This is a genomic window from Micromonospora ferruginea (assembly GCF_013694245.2).
Classification (GTDB): domain Bacteria; phylum Actinomycetota; class Actinomycetes; order Mycobacteriales; family Micromonosporaceae; genus Micromonospora; species Micromonospora robiginosa.
This window is the reverse complement of sequence record NZ_CP059322.2, coordinates 2,774,792-2,793,671: the sequence shown is the minus strand read 5'-3', so window position 1 is coordinate 2,793,671 and position 18,880 is coordinate 2,774,792. Positions and strand designations below refer to the sequence as shown.

At 74.5% G+C, this 18,880-nt stretch carries 19 protein-coding genes and 1 pseudogene; 13 read left to right on the top strand and 7 right to left on the bottom strand.

Translation table 11 applies throughout. The features are described from left to right. Window positions 1-135: 135 nt before the first annotated feature. From H1D33_RS11840 to H1D33_RS11825, 4 genes are all read left to right on the top strand, one after another. The gene (locus tag H1D33_RS11840) at window positions 136-393 is read left to right on the top strand and encodes a DUF397 domain-containing protein (protein WP_181568014.1); all 258 of its coding nucleotides are present in this window, start codon (window positions 136-138) and stop codon (window positions 391-393) included. Between the two features lie 101 nt (window positions 394-494). Beyond that, complete coding sequence (locus H1D33_RS11835; RefSeq protein ID WP_181568015.1) at window positions 495-1,382, top strand: helix-turn-helix domain-containing protein; 888 nt, start codon at window positions 495-497, stop codon at window positions 1,380-1,382. 93 nt (window positions 1,383-1,475) lie between these two features. Beyond that, window positions 1,476-2,324 (top strand): SAM-dependent methyltransferase, encoded by an 849-nt coding sequence (locus H1D33_RS11830; RefSeq protein WP_181568016.1) that lies wholly within the window; start codon window positions 1,476-1,478, stop codon window positions 2,322-2,324. Between the two features lie 72 nt (window positions 2,325-2,396). Further along, the gene (locus tag H1D33_RS11825) at window positions 2,397-3,830 is read left to right on the top strand and encodes a serine/threonine-protein kinase (protein WP_181568017.1); all 1,434 of its coding nucleotides are present in this window, start codon (window positions 2,397-2,399) and stop codon (window positions 3,828-3,830) included. A gap of 38 nt (window positions 3,831-3,868) precedes the next feature. Here the strand turns inward: H1D33_RS11825 and H1D33_RS11820 are convergent, their stop codons facing one another. Beyond that, complete coding sequence (locus H1D33_RS11820; protein WP_181568018.1) at window positions 3,869-4,561, bottom strand: carbon-nitrogen hydrolase family protein; 693 nt, start codon at window positions 4,559-4,561, stop codon at window positions 3,869-3,871. Between the two features lie 65 nt (window positions 4,562-4,626). On the opposite strand from H1D33_RS11820, the gene H1D33_RS11815 reads away from it, so the two are divergent. Next, a complete protein-coding gene (locus tag H1D33_RS11815) occupies window positions 4,627-5,373 on the top strand; it encodes a DedA family protein (RefSeq protein WP_181568019.1) in 747 nt (248 codons plus the stop codon). Here the strand turns inward: H1D33_RS11815 and H1D33_RS11810 are convergent. Together H1D33_RS11810 and gdhA are read right to left on the bottom strand one after the other, a co-directional pair. Next, window positions 5,337-6,725, bottom strand: a complete 1,389-nt coding sequence (locus H1D33_RS11810; protein WP_181568020.1) for an alpha/beta hydrolase family protein — start codon at window positions 6,723-6,725, stop codon at window positions 5,337-5,339. The two genes, H1D33_RS11815 and H1D33_RS11810, sit on opposite strands and share 37 nt — an antisense overlap. 88 nt (window positions 6,726-6,813) lie before the next feature. After that, window positions 6,814-8,145, bottom strand: coding sequence for an NADP-specific glutamate dehydrogenase (gene gdhA, locus H1D33_RS11805; protein WP_181572781.1), 1,332 nt, complete (start codon window positions 8,143-8,145; stop codon window positions 6,814-6,816). 93 nt (window positions 8,146-8,238) lie between these two features. Here gdhA and H1D33_RS11800 point away from each other — a divergent pair, with 93 nt between their 5' ends. The 3 genes from H1D33_RS11800 to H1D33_RS11790 are packed head-to-tail and all read left to right on the top strand — an operon-like array spanning window position 8,239 to window position 10,437. After that, window positions 8,239-8,583, top strand: a complete 345-nt coding sequence (locus H1D33_RS11800) for a MazG-like family protein (RefSeq protein WP_181568021.1) — start codon at window positions 8,239-8,241, stop codon at window positions 8,581-8,583. A gap of 29 nt (window positions 8,584-8,612) precedes the next feature. After that, a complete protein-coding gene (locus H1D33_RS11795; protein WP_181568022.1) occupies window positions 8,613-9,449 on the top strand; it encodes a hypothetical protein in 837 nt (278 codons plus the stop codon). Window positions 9,450-9,465: 16 nt separating this feature from the next. After that, window positions 9,466-10,437: a pirin family protein gene (locus tag H1D33_RS11790; protein ID WP_181568023.1), complete on the top strand. Its 972-nt coding sequence runs from the start codon at window positions 9,466-9,468 to the stop codon at window positions 10,435-10,437. 281 nt (window positions 10,438-10,718) lie between these two features. Here H1D33_RS11790 and H1D33_RS11785 read toward each other — a convergent pair whose 3' ends face one another. Further along, window positions 10,719-10,988: a DUF2795 domain-containing protein gene (locus H1D33_RS11785; protein WP_181568024.1), complete on the bottom strand. Its 270-nt coding sequence runs from the start codon at window positions 10,986-10,988 to the stop codon at window positions 10,719-10,721. A gap of 144 nt (window positions 10,989-11,132) precedes the next feature. On the opposite strand from H1D33_RS11785, the gene H1D33_RS11780 reads away from it, so the two are divergent. Continuing rightward, complete coding sequence (locus H1D33_RS11780; protein WP_181568025.1) at window positions 11,133-11,540, top strand: DUF2267 domain-containing protein; 408 nt, start codon at window positions 11,133-11,135, stop codon at window positions 11,538-11,540. A gap of 452 nt (window positions 11,541-11,992) precedes the next feature. Here H1D33_RS11780 and H1D33_RS11775 read toward each other — a convergent pair whose 3' ends face one another. Together H1D33_RS11775 and H1D33_RS11770 are read right to left on the bottom strand one after the other, a co-directional pair. Continuing rightward, the gene (locus H1D33_RS11775; RefSeq protein WP_281370366.1) at window positions 11,993-13,150 is read right to left on the bottom strand and encodes a CaiB/BaiF CoA transferase family protein; all 1,158 of its coding nucleotides are present in this window, start codon (window positions 13,148-13,150) and stop codon (window positions 11,993-11,995) included. A 22-nt stretch (window positions 13,151-13,172) separates the two neighbouring features. Beyond that, window positions 13,173-14,023, bottom strand: a pseudogene (locus H1D33_RS11770) (IS5 family transposase). Between the two features lie 285 nt (window positions 14,024-14,308). Between H1D33_RS11770 and H1D33_RS11765 the strand changes: the two are divergent. The 4 genes from H1D33_RS11765 to H1D33_RS11750 all read left to right on the top strand — a co-directional run bounded on the left by H1D33_RS11765 (window position 14,309) and on the right by H1D33_RS11750 (window position 17,122). Next, entirely contained in the window at window positions 14,309-15,343 is a 1,035-nt protein-coding gene (locus H1D33_RS11765; RefSeq protein ID WP_181568027.1) for a TerC/Alx family metal homeostasis membrane protein, read from the top strand. Between the two features lie 111 nt (window positions 15,344-15,454). Then, on the top strand, window positions 15,455-16,054 hold the full coding sequence (locus H1D33_RS11760; protein WP_181568028.1) for a sulfite oxidase-like oxidoreductase: 600 nt from the start codon (window positions 15,455-15,457) through the stop codon (window positions 16,052-16,054). Between the two features lies 1 nt (window position 16,055). After that, a complete protein-coding gene (locus H1D33_RS11755) occupies window positions 16,056-16,811 on the top strand; it encodes a ferredoxin reductase (protein ID WP_181568029.1) in 756 nt (251 codons plus the stop codon). Between the two features lie 17 nt (window positions 16,812-16,828). Beyond that, window positions 16,829-17,122 (top strand): DUF6510 family protein, encoded by a 294-nt coding sequence (locus H1D33_RS11750; RefSeq protein ID WP_181568030.1) that lies wholly within the window; start codon window positions 16,829-16,831, stop codon window positions 17,120-17,122. A gap of 10 nt (window positions 17,123-17,132) precedes the next feature. Here H1D33_RS11750 and H1D33_RS11745 read toward each other — a convergent pair whose 3' ends face one another. Continuing rightward, window positions 17,133-18,827, bottom strand: coding sequence for a glycosyltransferase family 2 protein (locus H1D33_RS11745; protein WP_246411433.1), 1,695 nt, complete (start codon window positions 18,825-18,827; stop codon window positions 17,133-17,135). Between the last annotated feature and the right edge of the window lie 53 nt (window positions 18,828-18,880).

Below are 18,880 nucleotides of genomic sequence, written 5' to 3'. Positions count from 1 at the left end.
GTACGTTCGGTTATCATGCTCGCAGTCCATTGCAGATGCAATAGCAGATGCACGTGCATCTCACTCCTCAGTCGACACTGTCGCCACCCACCGCTCCTCCCCGCGGCCTCGGCTGGCCTTCGAAGAAGGACGCCCATGCAATCGCCCCCCAACGGCGTGCCCGTGCCCCACCTGCCCCCGATGCGCTGGCTGAAGAGCCGCCGCAGCAATCCCAGCGGCAACTGCGTCGAGCTGGCCGAGCTGCCCGGCGGTGGGGGCATCGCGGTGCGCAACTCCCGCCACCCGGAGGGGCCGGCGCTGATCTACACCGTGGACGAGATCGCGGCGTTCGTGCTCGGTGCCCGGGACGGGGACTTCGACCACCTGATCCCGCCGTCCCGTACACGGGACTAAATAGACCGTCCGGGGGAGTTCACCTCACTGTCGGTCCATGGCATGCTTACTCGTCGGCCGGGAGGGCGCCCGGTCGGGAGCCGGGATGCGAGGGCGGTCAGGTGGCGACGGTGCCCGTCGAGGGCGGACCGACAAGCGGTCCGACGGTGCTGCGCATGCTGCTCGGGGCGCAGCTACGCCGGCTGCGCGAGGGCGCCGCGGTCAGCCGGGAGAGCGCCGGCTGGGAGATCCGCTCCTCCGAATCCAAGATCAGCCGGATGGAGCTGGGTCGGGTCGGCTTCAAGGAACGCGACGTCGCCGACCTGCTCACGCTCTACGGCGTCGCGGCGGAGGAGGACCGCGCCGCGCTGCTCAAGCTCGCCCGGGACGCCAACAGCCCGGGGTGGTGGCACCGCTACGGCGACGTGCTGCCGAGCTGGTTCCAGTCCTACCTGGGGCTGGAGGCCGCCGCCGCGCTGATCCGCACGTACGAGGTGCAGTTCGTGCCGGGCCTGCTGCAGACCGCCGCGTACGCGCGGGAGGTGATCCTGCTCGGGCACCGCGGCGCGGCGCCGGCGGAGCTGGACCGGCGGGTGGACCTGCGGATGGAACGTCAGGAGCTGCTGCGCCGCGCCGACCCACCGCAGTTGTGGGCGGTGCTGGACGAGGCGGCGCTGCGCCGGCCGATCGGCGGCCCCGCGGTGATGCGCGAGCAACTCGACGCGCTGATCGAGGCGACCGCCGCGCCGCACGTGCGGCTCCAGATCGTCCCGTTCACCGCCGGCGGGCACGCCGCCGCCAGCGGCGCGTTCAGCATCCTGCGCTTCGGCGACGAGGACCTGCCCGACATCGTCTACATCGAGCAGCTGACCAGCGCCATCTACCTCGACAAGCGCGACGACCTCGACTACTACGCGGAGGCGATGGAGCGGCTGTGCGTGGAGGCCGCGCCGCCGGAACGCACCCGGGAGCTGCTGGCCCGCATCCGCGACGAGCTGTACCCGGCCTGACCGCCGCGCCGGCGGGCGATACCATGGCCGCGAACCGGTGACAGTGGACGGACGTCATCCCACGGCGGTGGCGCGCGAGTCGTGGAGGCGGCGTTGACCAGCGAAACGAGCGGCACGGCGACCGAGCCGGGCCACCCGGCCGACCGGATCGACACGTCCGTGGCGCACCCGGCCCGGCGCTACAACTACTGGCTGGGCGGCAAGGACAACTTCCAGGCCGACCGCGAGTCCGGCGACGCGATGGCCGCCGCGTTCCCCACCATCCGGCTCAGCGCCCAGGAGAACCGGCGGTTCCTGCGGCGCGCGGTGCGGCACCTGGCCGCCGAGGCGGGGATCCGCCAGTTCCTCGACATCGGCACCGGCATCCCCACCGCGGACAACACCCACGAGGTGGCGCAGGGCGTCGACCCGCGCGCCCGGGTGGTCTACGTCGACAACGACCCGATCGTGCTGGCCCACGCCCGGGCGCTGCTCACCAGCACGCCCGAGGGCGCCACCGCCTACCTCGACGCCGACCTGCGCGACCCGGAGCGGATCCTCGCCCACCCCGAGCTGCGTCGCACGCTCGACCTCACCCGACCGGTGGCGCTGATGCTGGTGGCGGTGCTGCACTTCGTGCCGGACACCGACGACCCCTACGCCACGGTCACCCGGCTGCTGGACGCGCTGCCGCCGGGCAGCTACCTGGCCGCCTCGCACGCCACCCACGACCACCTGCCGGCGCACCTCGCCGCCGAGGCGAAGGCGGCCGCCCGCGGCGGCGGTCCGCACGGCGTGATCAACCTGCGCGGCCGGGACGAGTTCGTGCGCTTCTTCGACGGCCTCGACCTGGTCGAGCCGGGCGTCTGCTCGGTGGCCGAGTGGCGTGCCGACGGCGAGCCCGAGCCGCGCCCCACGGTGGTCGACGTGAGCATGTACGGCGGGGTCGCCCGCAAGTCCTGACCGGGCAGCGGACCAGGACGAACCGGGCTCGGATTGGTGTCGGCGGGGGCCGGCCGGGCAGACTGGGGCATCATGTCGCCGTTCAGTCCCGCCCTCCGGCTGCACGACCGGTACGTCCTGCGCGAACGCATCGGGCTCGGCGGCATGTCCGAGGTGTGGCGCGCCGACGACGAGGTGCTGCACCGCCCGGTCGCGGTCAAGGCGCTCGCCGGCCGGCTCGCCGCCGACCCGCACCTGCGCGCCACCATCCAGCGCGAGGCCCGCGCCGCGGCGCGACTCACCCACCCGCACGTGACCCAGGTGTACGACTACGGCGAGGCGACGCTGCCCGGCGGCGTGGTGACGCCGTACCTGGTGATGGAGCTGGTGCAGGGTCAGACGCTCGCCGACCGGCTCGCCGGCGGCCCGCTGGCCTGGCCGGACGCGGTCCGTACGGCCGGGCAGGTCGCCGCCGCGCTGGCCGCCGCGCACCGGATCGGCGTGGTGCACCGCGACGTCAAGCCGGCCAACGTGATGCTCACCGAGACCGGCGCGAAGGTGCTCGACTTCGGCATCGCCGCGCCGGCCGGCCCGCAGCACCCGGCGGCCGGACCGGCCGGCGAGCCGCTGGCCGGCACCCCGGCGTACTTCGCCCCGGAACGGCTCGACCCCGGCCCGACCCACCCGGCCGGCGACGTGTACGCGCTCGGTGTCCTGCTCTACCGCAGCCTCACCGGCCGGCCCCCGCTGCCGGTGCGGAGCTGGGACGACGTGGTCGAGCTGCGCGACCGCCGGCCGCCGGTGCCGCCGCCCCGGGTGCCCGGGCTGCCCGCCGACGTCGCCGACCTGGTCCTGGCCTGCCTGGCGGTGGACCCGTCCCGCCGTCCCACCGCCGCCGAGGTGGCCGACCGGCTGGGCGCGGGACGCCCGGTGGACCCGCCGACCGCGATCCTGCCCACCATGACCCCGGCGACCCATCCGCCGACGCTTGTCGAGCGGCCCCCGGCGCGTGCCGCGTCACCGGCCGTCCGCGCGGAGGTGCCGCCGAACCGGCTGACCGGGGCGCTGGTCGCCGGCGCGGTCGTGCTGCTGCTCGCGCTCGTCGGCGCCCTGGTGCTCGACGGCCGCTCCGGTCCGTCGCCCACCGCCGCGCCCACCGCCACGCCGACCGGCCGCCCGAGCGCCGTCGCCCCGCCGGCTGCCCCGCCGGCCGCCGCCCGGCCGACGCCGACCCGCGCGAGCGCACCCGCGCCGGTCACCGCGCGCCAGCTCCGGGACCGGTTCGCCGACCTGCTGGACCGGGCCCAGGCGGTCCGGCTGGTCGACCGCAAGACCGCCGACGACCTGCGGAAGAAGGCCACCGAGCTGGACCGGGGCCGGCCGAAGGAGCGGGCCAAGCGGATCGAGGACCTGCACGAGCGGATCGAGGACGCGGTCGACGACGACAAGCTCGACGGGACCACCGCCGCCGCGCTGCGGGAGCTGCTCGACGCCTACGACCGCCTGCGCGGCGGCGACCAGGGCTGACCAGGTCACCGTGTTCCGCCGCGCCGGGGCGACCGTCCTCAGTGCAGGGTGGCGGTGACCAGCTCGCCGGGGGCGGCACCGGCGCGCGCCACCGGCACGCCGGCCGGTGACCAGACGCCCGAGCCGCCGGCCGCCCGCGCGTATCCGCCGCCGGTCGACCCGGCGAAGCTCGCCGTCGCCACCCACACGCCGTGCGCGGCGGCGACCCGGCGGGCGCGTTCGTCCGGCACCGCCGCGTCGTCGGCCGACTCCAGCACCCCGGCCAGGTAGGCGTCCGCGCCGAGCGCCGCGGTCGCCGCCGCGTGCGCCGGCGTCCCGGTGTCCTTGCAGACCGCCAGGCCCAGCCGCCAGCCGTCGACGACGAGCACCGCCGGCTCCCGGCCCGGCCGGAACCGCTGCGGCTCCGCGCCACCGAGGAACATCTTCCGGTACGCGACCCGCGCGCCCTCGCCGTCGACCGCGAGCACCGCGATGTGCGGTCCGGCCACCGGCGCGCCGGCCAGCGCCAGCGTCCCGGTCCCGGCACACGCGGCCCGCAGCGCGGCGAGGCGGTCGTCGGCCGGGTCCAGCGGCGCGGCGGCCAGCTCGTACCCGGTCAGGGACAGCTCGGGGAAGACCACCACCCGGGTGCCGGCGGCCCGCACCGCGGCGGCGTGCCGCTCCGCGTTGCCGGCGACGTCCTCGGCGCGGGTGAGCGGCTGGGCGACCGCGATCCGCAGCGGCGTACGCATGGACCGCAGCGTAACCGGCGCCGCTTTCCGTGGCCGTCGGTCGATCCGCCCCGTAACGTGGTCGGATGATCGGAAACGCACAGCTGCTCGCCGGCCCCCGGGTGAGCGCCGCGCGGGCCGCCGAGCCCGCCGGCGAGGGACCCGTCGGCTGGGTCACCGGCCTGGTCGAACGACTCGGTGGCCCCGGCGCCGGCCTCGCGGTGGCCCTGGAGAACCTGTTCCCGCCCATCCCCAGCGAGGTCATCCTGCCGCTGGCCGGGTTCACCGCCAGCCAGGGCAGGATGAGCCTGTTCGGCGCGATCGCCTGGACCACGCTCGGGTCGGTGCTGGGCGCGCTGGCGCTCTACTACGTCGGCGCGGCGCTCGGGCGGGACCGGATGCGCGCCCTGGCCGCGCGGCTGCCGCTGATCAAGCTGGACGACGTGGACCGCACCGAGGCGTGGTTCCTGCGCCACGGCGTCAAGGCGGTGTTCTTCGGCCGGATGATCCCGATCTTCCGCAGCCTGATCTCGATCCCGGCCGGCGTGGAACGGATGCCGGTGCCGGTGTTCCTGCTCTTCACCGCGCTGGGCAGCCTGATCTGGAACACCGCGTTCGTGCTCGCCGGCTACCTGCTGGGCGAGAACTGGCACGTGGTCGAGGCGTACGTCGGCACCCTGCAGAACGTGGTCATCCTGGCGGTGGTGGCCGGGGTGGGCTGGTTCGTGGTGAGCCGGGTGCGCCGGTCCCGCCGGACCGCCGCCGACCCGGGCACCCCACCCCGGCCGGGCACCGTCTACCGGGGCGGCTGGTACGGCACGGACGAGGACTGACAGGCCGGGTAGAGGCGGCGGGTGCCGGTGCCGGCGGTCCACGCGGCCGGGTCGCTGAACCGGCAGCCGAAGTCGGCCGCCGCCACCGCCCGCGCGTCGGTGACCGGGTCGCCGGCCGGACGCTTGCCGGTGCGCACCCAGCGGGTCAGGTCGTCCCAGGCGGCGCCGGCCTCGGCCGGGCTGAACTCGCAGTGCTGCGCGGCCCGCACCGCCCGCTGCACCAGCAGCCGGGACCTCCCGTGCCAAGCCACGTCCCGGGCGTACGCCTGCTCCATGCCGAACGGGACGAACAGGTCGCCGAGGTCGTGCAGGCTGAGCACCGGAACGCCCGGTCGGCCGGCGATCCGGGGGACCTCGGTCAGGGCCGGCGACAGCCGCTGGCGCAGGTTCTCCGGGGCGACCCGCTGCACGGTGGCGTTCAGGTTCACCGGCTCGTTCGGGGTGTAGCGGGTGAACAGGTTGGTGGCGAGCTGCCCGGGGCGCTGCGCGGGGGAGTCGCCGCCGTCGGTGGTGGCGATGCCGAACAGGAAGTCCTTCCAGACCGCGAACGCGGCGTCGGCGCCCGGTCGGGGGCCGCCGGAGCGGTTCACGGTGACCGCGCGCAGTTGCTTGCCGAGCGCGTTGGTGGTGTCCGGGCCGGTGGGGGTGAGGCCGGCCAGCCCGGTCGCCACCTGGATCCGGGGCACCGCGTTGGTCAGGTAGTCGGCCGGCGGCGGGTAGGCGCGCACCCCGGTGAGCGCCTGCGCGACCAGGTTGTAGTCGAGGAAGTAGTCGAACAGCTCCTGGTCGCCGAGCACCCCGCACATCGGCAGCGCGCCGGCGTAGTAGCCGGGGTACTGCTCCAGCGAGCGGCCGATGACGTGCCCGCCCATGGAGACGCCGGCGATGAGCACCCGGTGCGGCCGCCGCACGGTGCGGGCGAACAGGTCGGCCAGGGACCGGGTGCCCAGCACGCCGGAGCGGATGTCGTAGCCGTTGCGGTCGTAGGAGGAGGACGCCCAGGCGTACCCCTGGGCCAGCAGGCGCTGCCGCAGGTCGAAGGCGGGCGTCTCGGGGGAGAGTTCGGTGCCCTGGCCGCGGTATCCGTGCGCCCACATCACCAGGTCGCCGTTCCACCTGGCCGGGACCTCGACGACGTAGCCGGCGTGTGCGTGCACGCCCTGCCGGACGGTGGTCGGGGCGCCGTCCACCACCAGCGGCGGCAGCGGCGGGTTGACGATGGTGTAGCCGGGCAGCGGCTGGCCGCCGTCGTCGCGGCCGGTGGCGGCGGCGGGCGCCGCGCCGGCCAGGCCGAGCGCGAGCACGAGGGCGGCGCCGGCGGCGAGCAGCCGGCGGGTGGGTGAGGTCTGCATCGCTGCTCCCCGGGGACAGGTCCCTACCGGCCGGTAGGGACCTGAACCTAGGCCGGACGTCGAGGGCTGTCAATCACTGACTGACCGGTCACACCAGACCGTGTGCCAGCATCGCCTCGGCCACCCGCCGGAACCCGTTGATGTTCGCGCCGGCCACGTAGTCGCCGGGCAGGCCGTACTCCTCGGCGGTGGCCCAGCACCTGTCGTGCACGTCCCGCATGATCTCGCGCAGCCGCTGCTCCGAGCGGGCGAACGTCCACGAGTCCCGGCTGGCGTTCTGCTGCATCTCCAGCGCGCTCACCGCCACCCCGCCGGCGTTGGCCGCCTTGCCCGGCGCGAACCGCACCCCGGCCCGCCCGAGGATCCGCACCGCCTCCGGCGTGGTGGGCATGTTCGCCCCCTCCACCACGGCGACACAACCGCCGGCGACCAGCGCGGCGGCCTCCGCGCCGCCGATCTCGTTCTGCGTCGCGCACGGCAGCGCCAGGTCGCAGGGCACCTCCCAGACGGTACGACCGGAGACCGCGACCGCGTGCGGCACGTGCGTCACGTAGTCGTCGAGCCGGGCCCGGCGCTCCTCCTTCAGCTCGCGCAGCAGCGCCAGGTCGATGCCCTTCTCGTCCAGCACGTACCCGTCCGAGTCGGAGCACGCCACCACCGTGCCGCCGAGCTGGTGCACCTTCTCCACCGCGTAGATGGCCACGTTCCCGGAGCCGGACACCACCACCCGCTTGCCGTCCAGGCTGTCCCCGGTCTGCTTGAGCATCTCCTCGGCGAAGAAGACCGCGCCGTACCCGGTCGCCTCCCGCCGCACCTGCGCGCCCCCGTACGCGAGTCCCTTGCCGGTGAGCACGCCGGCCTCGTACCGGTTGGTAATCCGCTTGTACTGCCCGAACAGGTAGCCGATCTCCCGGCCGCCCACCCCGACGTCCCCGGCGGGCACGTCGGTCTGCGCGCCGATGTGGCGGTACAGCTCGGTCATGAAGCTCTGGCAGAACCGCATCACCTCCCGGTCGGAGCGACCCTTCGGGTCGAAGTCGGCACCGCCCTTGCCGCCGCCGATCGGTAGCCCGGTCAGCGCGTTCTTGAAGATCTGCTCGAATCCGAGGAACTTCACGATGCCCAGGTAGACCGACGGGTGGAACCGCAGCCCGCCCTTGAACGGGCCGAGCGCGCTGTTGAACTCCACCCGGAAGCCGCGGTTCACCCGGACGCGGCCGTGGTCGTCCTCCCACGGCACCCGGAAGATGACCTGCCGCTCCGGCTCGCAGACCCGCTCGACCACCCCGGCGTACTCGGGGTTGCGGTGCAGCGCCGGACCGATGCTCTCCAGCACCTCCCGGACCGCCTGGTGGAACTCGGGCTCGCCCGGGTTCCGCGCGACCACCTTGGCGAACACCGTCTCGACGGTCTCCGGCATCACGGACACGTCCTTCCGCCTCCCGGCGCCGGCACCGTTGCCCGCACCGCCCCCGGATACGGATAGTGACCGCCGTCCGGTTCACTTGACCGGGTGGACGACATGATCTGGACCTCGGCGCGGGACGCCCGGGCCTGGCTGGACGCCGCCAACGGCACCGGCGACACGGAGCTGACCTGCCGCATCCTCAAGCTCGGCGAGGAGACCGGCGAGGTGGCCGCGGCGTGGATCGGCACGCTCGGGCAGAACCCGCGCAAGGGCGTGACGCACACCCGGGCCGAGGTGGCCGCCGAGCTGGCCGACGTGGCGTTCACCGCGCTGGTCGCGATCGAGAGCCTCGGCCTCGACGCGCACGCCACGCTCAGCGCCTGCGGGGCCAAGGTGCAGGCTCGACTGTCCGGGGGCGGAATGAACCGCGACGGAGACCCGCCCGTATGACCGGTGGGGACCGGTGAGAGGGGACGACCATGACGACTTCCGGGGACGACGACGCCGACCTGACCGAGACACGCTGGTCCGCCACCGCCCGGCTGCTGGTCGCCGCCGCCGTGCTGGTGGTGGCGCTGGGCGGGGTCGCGGTCGCGGTCACCCTGTCCAACCCGGCCCGGCTCGGCGTGGTGTTCTCCGGTGGGCCCGCGCCCTCGCCGGCCACCGGCGGCGGCTCGGGCGGCGTCGGCGGCGCGGAGGTCGCCGCCACGGAGACGCTCACCGCCCCGCGCGGGGACCGGCGTCGGGCGGACTTCGAGCTGGCCGACGGCCTGACCAGCTTCACCCTGCGCGTCGCCGACCTGGGCGACGACCTCTACCGGATCGGCGCCCCGGACGACGCGGGCGTGACCCCGCGCCCGCAGGTGACCGGCGACCGGGTCCGGCTGTGGATCCAGGAGAACGGCCGACCCGGCCCGTCCGCCGTGGAGGTGGTGCTCAACTCCCGGCTGACCTGGCGGGTGCGCCTGGTCGGCGGCGTCCGGGAGCAGCAACTCGACCTGGGCGCGGCCCGGCTGGCCGGCGTCGAGCTGGTCGGCGGCGCCTCCCGTACCGACCTGCGGCTGCCCCCGCTCGACGGCACGCTGACCGTGCGGATGACCGGCGGGGTGAGCGCGCTGAGCGTGTCGGTGCCCGGCGGGTCCCCGGTCCGGGTCCGGGTGGCCTCCGGCGCCGGCTCGCTGGCCGTCTACGACGAGCGCCGCGCCGGGGTCGCGGCCGGGGACGTGGTCAGCACCCCGGGCTGGGACCGGGCGGCCGATCGCCTCTACCTCGACCTGGTGGCCGGCGCGAACGCGGTGAGCGTCACCGCCGGCTGAGCGTACAGTTCGGGCGGTGGACCGCACCGAATCGATGCCCGCGCAGACGCTCCCACCCGGCGTCGGCGCCACCGACCCGGGCAGCGTGCTGCTGCCCGGCCACGACGTCCCCCTCGGCCGCTACACCACGGTGCGCCGGCTGCTGCCGCAGCGGCAGCGGCGGATGGTCGGCGCGTGGTGCTTCGTCGACCACTTCGGTCCGGACGACGTGGCCGAGCGGCCGGGCATGGAGGTGCCGCCGCACCCGCACACCGGGCTGCAGACCGTCACCTGGCTGCTCGACGGCGAGATCCTGCACCGCGACAGCCTCGGCAACGTGCAGCCGATCCGGCCCGGCCAGCTCAACGTGATGACCTCCGGGCGGGGCATCGCCCATTCGGAGCGCTCGCCGCTGGTCCACCCGCCGCTGATGCACGGCGTGCAGCTGTGGGTCGCGCTGCCCGACCCGGCCCGCGCCGGCGACCCCGACTTCGCCCACCACGCCGAGCTGCCCCGCTGGCGCGACGGCGACTGGGACCTGACGCTGCTCGTCGGCGAACTCGGTGCGGAACGCTCGCCCGCGGTCGCGTACACCCCGCTGCTCGGCGCGCAGCTCGAGGCCCGCGGGCCGGCGCCGGCCACGCTGCCGCTGCGCCCCGATTTCGAGTACGGCCTGCTGGCGATGTCTGGTTCGGCCGAGGTGGACGGTGTGGCGCTGGCCCCAGGTGCGCTGCTCTACCTGGGCGCCGGCCGGACGGCGCTGACCGTGCGCGCGGCGCCCGGCAGCCGGCTGCTGCTGCTCGGCGGCACCCCGTTCGAGGAGCCGCTGGTGATGTGGTGGAACTTCGTCGGCCGCTCGCACGAGGAGATCGCCGCCGCCCGGGAGGACTGGGCGGCCGGCCGCCGCTTCGGCACGGTCGCCGACGACGCGGCGGCTCCACTGCCCGCCCCCGCGCTGCCCACCACCCGGCTCAAGGCCCGCGACCGCAGCGGCGGCGTACGCGGCTGACGCCGGCGTGCCGCCGGACACACTTTCCCGAATATCAGCCATTCGGCTGATGTCGCGTCGTATGATGATCGTGGCAGTGATGCCCGCCCGGTTCGGGCGAACATCCACCACCTGGCGATCGCGACCCGGTTCGGGCGCGCACCGCCGGGCACAGGTGCTGCGTGGCGCCCCAGGTCGCGGTTCGTGACCCGGGGCGCCCGCCTGTCGAGGCGCCCACCCTTCCGCGAGCAGGCCATGCCGGCGCCCGGCCGCGTGTGCGACCGGGCCTCGTCGTTCCGGCGTCAGATGCCGCGCAGGTGCTGCGAGACGCGCGTGTGCGGGTCCCGCGCCTGGGCCGCCCGCTGCGACGGGTCCACCTCGGGGGCCGCGTCGATCCCGGCCGACCGGGCCACCTCGACGCCGTTGGCGTAGTCCACCGGCGGCAGCGCCCGCAACGCCCGCAACACGTCCGCCGGCGCGCCCTCCTGTTCGGCCGCACGGATGACGTCGTCCTTCCCGGCCGGGTAGTCCAGCGCGGACAGGTACTCAAGGACGTCCGAATAGCTCGCCATGGGTCGGGCTCCTCGCGCCAGTTCGTCGGGTCGTGGCCGCGCGGCGGTTACCCGTCGTGCGGCGGCTCACGCCCGTGATCTCCCGCCGTTTCCGCCGCCGGAGGACGGGTAGCCGCTCTGCCCGTACCGAAGGGGGTACCACCGATGGACCACCACACGTTCGTCGTCCGGGTCGCGCGGCTCTCCGGGACCGCCGAGGACCGGGCCGCGACGCTCACCGCCGCCACGCTGGAGACGCTGGCCGAGCGGCTGACCGGCGGCGAGGCGCTGGACCTCGCCGCGCAACTGCCGAAGCCGCTGTGGGGGATGCTCGACCCGCACCCAGGCACCGAGGCGGCCGAGCGGTTCGGCGCGGCCGAGTTCGTCGCCCGGGTCGCCCGGCGGGCGGACTGCGACGAGAACACCGCCCGTGGCGCGGCGCGGGCGGTGTTCACCACGCTGCGCGAGGCCATCAGCGGCGGCGAGTTCTCCGACGTCGTGGTGCAGTTGCCCCGCGACTACCGGGACATGGTGGAACCGGCGCTCGCGCCGGCCGCCACCCGCCGCCGCTGAGAACGCCCGCCGCCGGAGCCGCCCGCCGCCCGGGCCGTAACGCACGGCCGTCCGTGCGTCCGCGACGAAGGCCGATACCGTCCGTTACGAACGCTGCCAGTGGCGTATGTCCCCGCGACTGCCTTTGCTCTGCAGCCACCGGCGCATCAGGCACGGGGAGTGACAACGCTGCCCGGAAAGGCGCCCCGCGCCCTGTCGTCAAAGACCAGCTCAAGGCACTGCTGCGTCGACGGCTGCAGAGCAAAGGCGGTTCGGGGTGAAACTCGTAGCTCCGCCCGGCGGACACGGTGGGTGACAACAGCGGGAGCTACGGTAAGTGATTGCGGCCGTGGAGGCCGCGCGCGGGACGACCTCGCGGTGGATCTCCACGGGTGGCGCGCGATCGGATCGCAGCGGCGGGACGGGCGGCGGGACGGGCGGCGGGACGACCGGAGGAGCCGGGCGGCCCCGGGTCAGCCGACCGTGCCGGCGGCGCGCAGGGCGGCGATCCGCGCCGCGTCCACGCCCGCCTCGGCCAGCACCTCGTCGGTGTGCTCACCGGGGTGCGGCGGCGGGCGGCGCACCGCCGTGGGCGTGCCCGAGAAGCGCGGCGCGGGCGCCGGCTGGGTCACCCCCTCCGGCGCGACGAAGACGTCCCGCGCGGCGAGGTGCGGGTGGTGCGGGGCCTCGGCCCAGTCGAGCACCGGTGACACGCAGGCGTCCGTGCCGGCCAGCAGGTCGGCCCACTCGTCCCGGGTCCGGGTGCGGAACAGCCGGGCCCAGGCGGTCCGCAGCGCCGGCCAGTTCGCCGGGTCGTCCCGGTCCGGGGCCTCGTCGCCGTCGAGCGGGAAACCGGTGAGCCGGACCAGTTCGGCGTAGAACTGCGGCTCCAGCGCGCCGACCGCCACGTACCGGCCGTCGGCGCACTCGTAGGTGTCGTAGAACGGCGCGCCGCCGTCGAGCAGGTTCACCCCGCGCGGGTCCTGCCAGAGGCCGAGGCCGCGCAGCGCGTGGATCTGGGTGGCCAGCACCGACACGCCGTCCACGATGGCCGCGTCGACCACCTGGCCGGGCGCGCCGCCGCGCACCGCGTACAGCGCCGCGACCACGCCCAGGGCCAGCATCATGCCGCCCCCGCCGAAGTCGCCGAGCAGGTTCATCGGCGGCACCGGTCGCTCGCCGGCCCGGCCCACCCCGTGCAGCGCGCCGGTCAGCGCCAGGTAGTCGATGTCGTGGCCGGCCGTGCGGGCCAGCGGCCCGTCCTGCCCCCAGCCGGTCATCCGCCCGTACACCAGGCGGGGGTTGGCGGCCAGGCACTCCCGCGGGCCGAGCCCGAGGCGCTCGGCGACCCCCGGCCGGAAGCCCTCGACCAGCGCGTCCGCGCCGGCCACCAGGGACCGCACCAGATCCCGCCCGTCCGGGTGCTTCAGGTCCAGCGCGACCGAACGGCGGTTGCGGTTGAGCAGGTCGCCGGGGAAGGCGCCGAAGCCGCCGCCGCCCACCCGGTCCACGCGCACCACGTCGGCGCCCAGGTCGGCCAGCATCATCGCGGCGAACGGCCCCGGGCCGATGCCGGCCAGCTCGATCACCCGTACCCCGGTCAGCGGTCCCTGGCTGGTCACCCGCGTCACCCTAGGCCGTGTCTTCAAAGAGTTACAACCATTGCAGTAGCGCGGCGATGGTGACGGTGGCCTGGTACGACGTCGCGGTCTTGTCGTAGCGGGTGGCGACGCTGCGGCACTGCTTGAGCCGGTTGAAGCAGCGTTCGACGACGTTGCGCCGTTTGTAGAGCTGCTTGTCGAACATTGGTGGCCGGCCGCCCCGACTGCCTCGTCGGCGGCGGTTGGCCTGCTGGTCAGCGCGCTCGGGAATGGTGTGCCCGATGCCTCGTCGGCGCAGGTCGGACCGGATGGCCTTGGAGCTGTAGCCCTTGTCGGCGATGACGTGGTCCGGGCGGACTCGAGGCCGGCCGGTTCCTACCCGCTGGACACGGATGGCGGCCATGACGTGGGTGAAGCGGGTGCAGTCGTTGACGTTGCCACCGGAGAGCACGAACGCCAGGGTCCGACCCCAGCCGTCGCAGGCGAGGTGAATCTTGGTGGTCAGTCCACCTCGACTTCGACCGAGGGCGTGATCTTGTGGTTCGTCCGATTCCCGCCGCCCCCTTTAGCGCCGGCTGCGTGCTGGTGAGCGCGCACGATCGTGGAGTCGACCGACACCAGCCAGTCGATGTCACCAGCCGCGTCCGCGTCGGCCTGGACCCCGGCGAGCATCCGCTCGAACGTGCCATCAAGGGCCCACCTGCGGAAACGGGTGTAGATCGACTGCCACGAGCCGTAACGGGCGGGCACGTCCCGCCACGCTGCTCCAGCCCGGATCTTCCACACGATCCCGTTGAGCACCCGCCGGTCATCCGCCCGCGGCCGACCACCGGTCACCGCCGACGGCAGATACCTCGACAGCGCTTCCCACTCGACGTCAGACAACTCGTAGCGACGACCCACGCGCTACATCATCCGACACCAAGATCCTTTGAAGACACCGCCTAGGGGCCCGGGCCGCGCGGCGCCACGCCCCCGCCCGGCGCACAGCGGTTGACCAGGGCAATCATGCGCGCCCCGACTTGGCGTCCGGCCCCGGTTGGCCTAGCCTTGAACCCGCGAGGGGAGTACTTCCCACGAACCATTCCGGTCAGTACGGCGAGCCCCCGGAGGCGAGCCTCGGGTGGTTGCCCACGAAACCGTGGGTGAAGGAGACCTCGAACATGACACGGTGTTCGAGGAGGCCCCATGACCGAAGTGTCCTACCTGTCCGCGGGTGAGCTGTCGTCGATCGGCACGCCCACACTGTGGGCGGTGACGATCGCCGGCGTGCTCGCCCTGCTGGTGCTGGACTTCCTGGTCACCCGCAAGCCGCACGAGGTCTCCCTGCGCGAGGCGCTCGGCTGGTCGGCGTTCTACATCGCCCTGCCGCTGGCCTTCGGCGCCTGGATCTGGTCCCGCTGGGGTGGCCAGCAGGGCATCGAGTACCTCACCGGTTACCTGGTCGAGAAGTCGCTCTCGGTCGACAACCTCTTCGTCTTCATGCTGCTGCTGGCCGCGTTCGCGGTGCCCGCCGCGCTGGCCCAGCGGGTGCTGCTCTACGGCATCGCCGGCGCGCTGGTGCTGCGGGCGATCTTCATCGCGCTCGGTGCCGCCGCGCTGCAGACGCTCGACTTCGCCTTCCTGCTCTTCGCGATCATCCTCATCGCCACCGCGGTGAAGTTGCTGCGCGACGCCCTCTCCGGGCACGAGCAGGAGGTCGACATCAACAAGATGCGGTCGGTGAAGCTGCTGCGCAAGGTCATGCCGGTGGTCGAGGAGTACCACGGCACCAAGATGACCATCCGCCAGCACGGCCGCCGGGCGCTGACCCCGTTCGCGTTGGTCGTGGTCGCGGTGCTGGCCACCGACATCGTCTTCGCGGTCGACTCGGTGCCCGCCGTCTACGGCATCACCGAGGACCCGTACCTGGTCTTCGCGACCAACGCCTTCGCGCTGCTCGGCCTGCGCGCCCTCTACTTCGTGCTGCACGCGGCGCTCAGCCGGCTGGTGCACCTCAGCTACGGCCTGGCCGTCATCCTGGCGTTCATCGGCCTCAAGCTCGGCCTGCACTGGGCGCACGGCATCTGGAAGGGCGTGCCGGAGATCCCGACCCTCGCCTCGCTCGGCGTGATCGTCGGCGTCCTGGTGATCGTCACCATCACCAGCCTGCGCGCGACCCGCGACAGCGGCGACGGCGAGCGCACCGTCGTGCACGAGACGCAAGGCGGGGGCCCCGCTTAACGCTTTCGGTAGAGGCGGGGGCCCCGCTTAACACGCCGGTGTTAAGCGGGGCCCCCGCCTTGCACCGGGGAAGCGGTGTGCGGGCGCACCCGGGGGTGGTAGGACTGACGGGTGGGAATCGTCTCGCCGGGCTTCCAGGGCCGGCCCCGTTCGTCCGCGCCGGACCTACCGCCCGGGCAGTACCTCACCGAGGACTTCCCGGTGCTCTCCGCCGGCCCGACGCCCCGCGTGCCCACGGACACCTGGGAGTTCGTGCTGACCACCGAGACCGGCGCGGAGCACCGCTGGTCCTGGGCCGAGCTGATGAACCTGCCGCAGGACACGCCGACGGTCGACCTGCACTGCGTCACCCGCTGGTCCAAACTCGGCACCACCTGGCAGGGCGTCTCGCTGGACACGCTGTTCGACGCCGTGGACACCGACGCCCGCTACGCGCTGGCCCACTCCTACGGCGGCTACACCACCAACCTGCCCCTGGACGACCTGCGCGGCGGGCGGGCCTGGGTGGTGCACACGTACGACGGGGGCCCGCTGCCGGCCGAGCACGGCGGCCCGGCCCGGCTGCTCGTGCCGCACCTCTACCTGTGGAAGTCCGCCAAGTGGGTGCGCGGCATCCGGCTGCTCGTCGACGACCGGCCGGGCTTCTGGGAGACGGCCGGCTACCACGACTACGGCGACCCGTGGCGCGAGCAGCGCTACCAGGGCGACTGAGGTGGCGGCCCCGACCACCGGCCGGGTGGCGCCGCTGACCTGGCGGGTGGCCCGGCTGGTCGAGCGACGGATCGAGACGCCGACCGCACAGACGTTGCTGCTGGACGTGCCGGGCTGGCCGGGCCACCTGCCCGGGCAGCACGTCGACCTGCGCCTGACCGCCCCGGACGGCTACCAGGCGGCCCGGTCCTACTCGCTCGCAGGTCCCGCCGACGGGGAGCGCATCGAGGTGACCGTGCAGCGGGTGCCGGACGGCGAGGTGTCGCCGTACCTCGTCGACACCTGGACCGAGGGCGACCCGGTGGAGGTCCGCGGACCGGTCGGCGGCTGGTTCGTCTGGCGGACCGACGAGACCGCGCCGGTGCTGCTGGTGGCCGGCGGCTCCGGGGTGGTGCCGCTGATGGCCATGGTCCGGGCCCGCCGGGCCGCGGGCAGCCGGACCCCGTTCCGGCTGATCTACTCGGCGCGCACCCCCGACGACGTCATCTACGCCGACGAGCTGCGCCGCCGGGCCCGCGACGACCAGGGCCTCGACGTCGCGTACGTCTACACCCGGCAGGCGCCCGACGGTTGGCGCGGGGAGCCGCACCGGATCGGGCTGGCGGACGTGAACAGCCACGGCTGGCCGCCGGACCTGGAACCGCTCTGCTACGTCTGCGGCCCCACCGGGTTCGTGGAGACCGTGGCCGACCTGCTCGTGGGGCTGGGCCACCCGACCCGGCGGGTGCGGACCGAACGGTTCGGGCCGACCGGCTGACGACCCGAGGAGGGCGCATGACCGACATGACCTACCTGGACGGCAACATGCTCGACGGGCCGCTGCGGGAACTCCTCGCGGTCGACCTCAGCGCCACCACCGGCCGCTGCGACAACTGCGGCATGGTCGGCCCGATGGCCGGCCTGCACGTCTACTCGCACGCCCCGGGCCTGGTCGGTCGGTGCCCGGCCTGCACCGGGGTGATGGTGCGTCTGGTTCGCGCGCCCGAACGGGCCTGGCTGGACCTGCGCGGCACCACGTACCTCCAGGTCCCGATGACGATGGAGCAGGGCGTCCGCGCGCCGCGCTGACCTGCCGGGATCAGGACGCGGCGGTCAGGTGGCCGACCTGCGCCGGACCCGGCTCGGCGTGGTGGCCCGCGCGTTCCGGCGCGCTCGCCGCCGGAGCCGCGCCGAGACGTGACGGCACACCCGTCGGAGCCGGGCGGGACGTGCCGGCGATCCGGCGACGCAGCCGGCCGACGAGCTGGGCCACGGTAACCGGCACCACCGACAGGACGAGCTGGCCGCTGCGCGGGTCGACGGTCGCCGCCACCCCGTACAGCCGGGTGCCGCGCCGCAGCAGCCGGGGCCGGCCGGCGGCCAGCCTCGGCGCCCGTACCGGCGCGCCGCCCCGACCCCGGTCGCCGTCCACCTCGGCGCGGACCGGGTGGCGCCGGCCGCCGGCTGCGCTGACCGCGAGGAGCCGGTCGACCGGGAAGTCGGTGCGCACGGTCCGCCCGGTCGGGTCGGTGGCGTCCAGCCGGGTGACACCGGCGACCGGACCGGCCACCAGCCGCACCGGCCCGGCCTCCGCGGCGAACCGGGGGTACGGGCTGCGCGCGGTCACCGTGACGGTCTGCCCGTCGGTCCAGCTCACCTCGACGGTGTCCAGCCGGGCCAGCCAGTCGGCGCGTACGTCGGTGACGTCGGTCCAGGCGGCCGGCGCGCCCGGGTAGCCGGCGTGCCAGCGGCCCGCCTCGACCACCGTGGCCGGCACGCCCCGCTCCGCGTCCTGGTCGATGACGGCCAGCAACGCGTCGACGTCGCCGCCGCGTACCGCGCCCAGGCGCAGCCGGGCCTCGATGCCGAGCCGGTCCCGCAGCCCGTCGGTGACGTACCGGTCGACCAGCCCGCGGACGGTCGCGTGCACCCGTTCCTGCGTGGCCCGGTCCAGCCGGCGGAAGTCGTCGCCGACCAGGTTGGCCAGCTCCAGCCCGACGTGGCGGCACAGCACCGCGTCCCGGCGCGCCCCGGCCGGGATCAGCCCCTCGACGAACGCGAACAGCCGCTCCACGCTGACCAGCCGCTGCTCGACGCGGCTGTGGTAGGTGATGTTGCGGGCGTCCAGCCGGCGTACGGCGTGGTAGTAGTCGTAGTCGGCAAGCGCCGTGACCCGGCGGGCGTGGTAGCAGGCGGCCAGCGTGAAGGGCTGGTCGCTGAGCACCGGCATGTCCTCCGGGAACCGCAACCCGAGCCGGTCGACCAGGTCGCGGCGGAACAGCTTGGTGTTCGCCAGCGACCACGGCAGCGCCGAGTCGAACAGGCTCACGTCGACGGCGTTGCCGGCGGCGAACACGTCGGAGAAGACGTGCCGGCCGTTGACGCCGACGACCCTGCCCAGCACCACGTCCGAGCCGTACCGGTCGGCGGCGGCGACCAGCCGCTCCAGCGCCTCGGGGCCGAGCCGGTCGTCCGAGCCGAGGAAGAAGACGTGCCGGCCGGTGGCCAGCTCCAGCCCCCGGTTGCAGGGCGCGGCCGGGCCGCCCGAGTTGGGCTGGTGGACCACCCGGAGGGTCCCGGGGTGCCGGGCGGCGAGCCGGTCCAGCAGGCGACCGCTGCCGTCGGTGGACCCGTCGTCCACCGCCACGATCTCCATCCGGTCGGTGCCGATGGTCTGCCGCAGCACCGAGTCGAGGCAGGCTCGCAGGTAGCGCAGCGTGTTGTAGACCGGCACGATCACGCTCACGTCGGGGCGGGTCGTCCGCGGGCGGTCCGTCGCCACCTCGGCTGTCACTGCTGGCCCTCCGTCGGTCGTCCGGCTCGTCCGGCGCGACCCAGCGTGGTGGA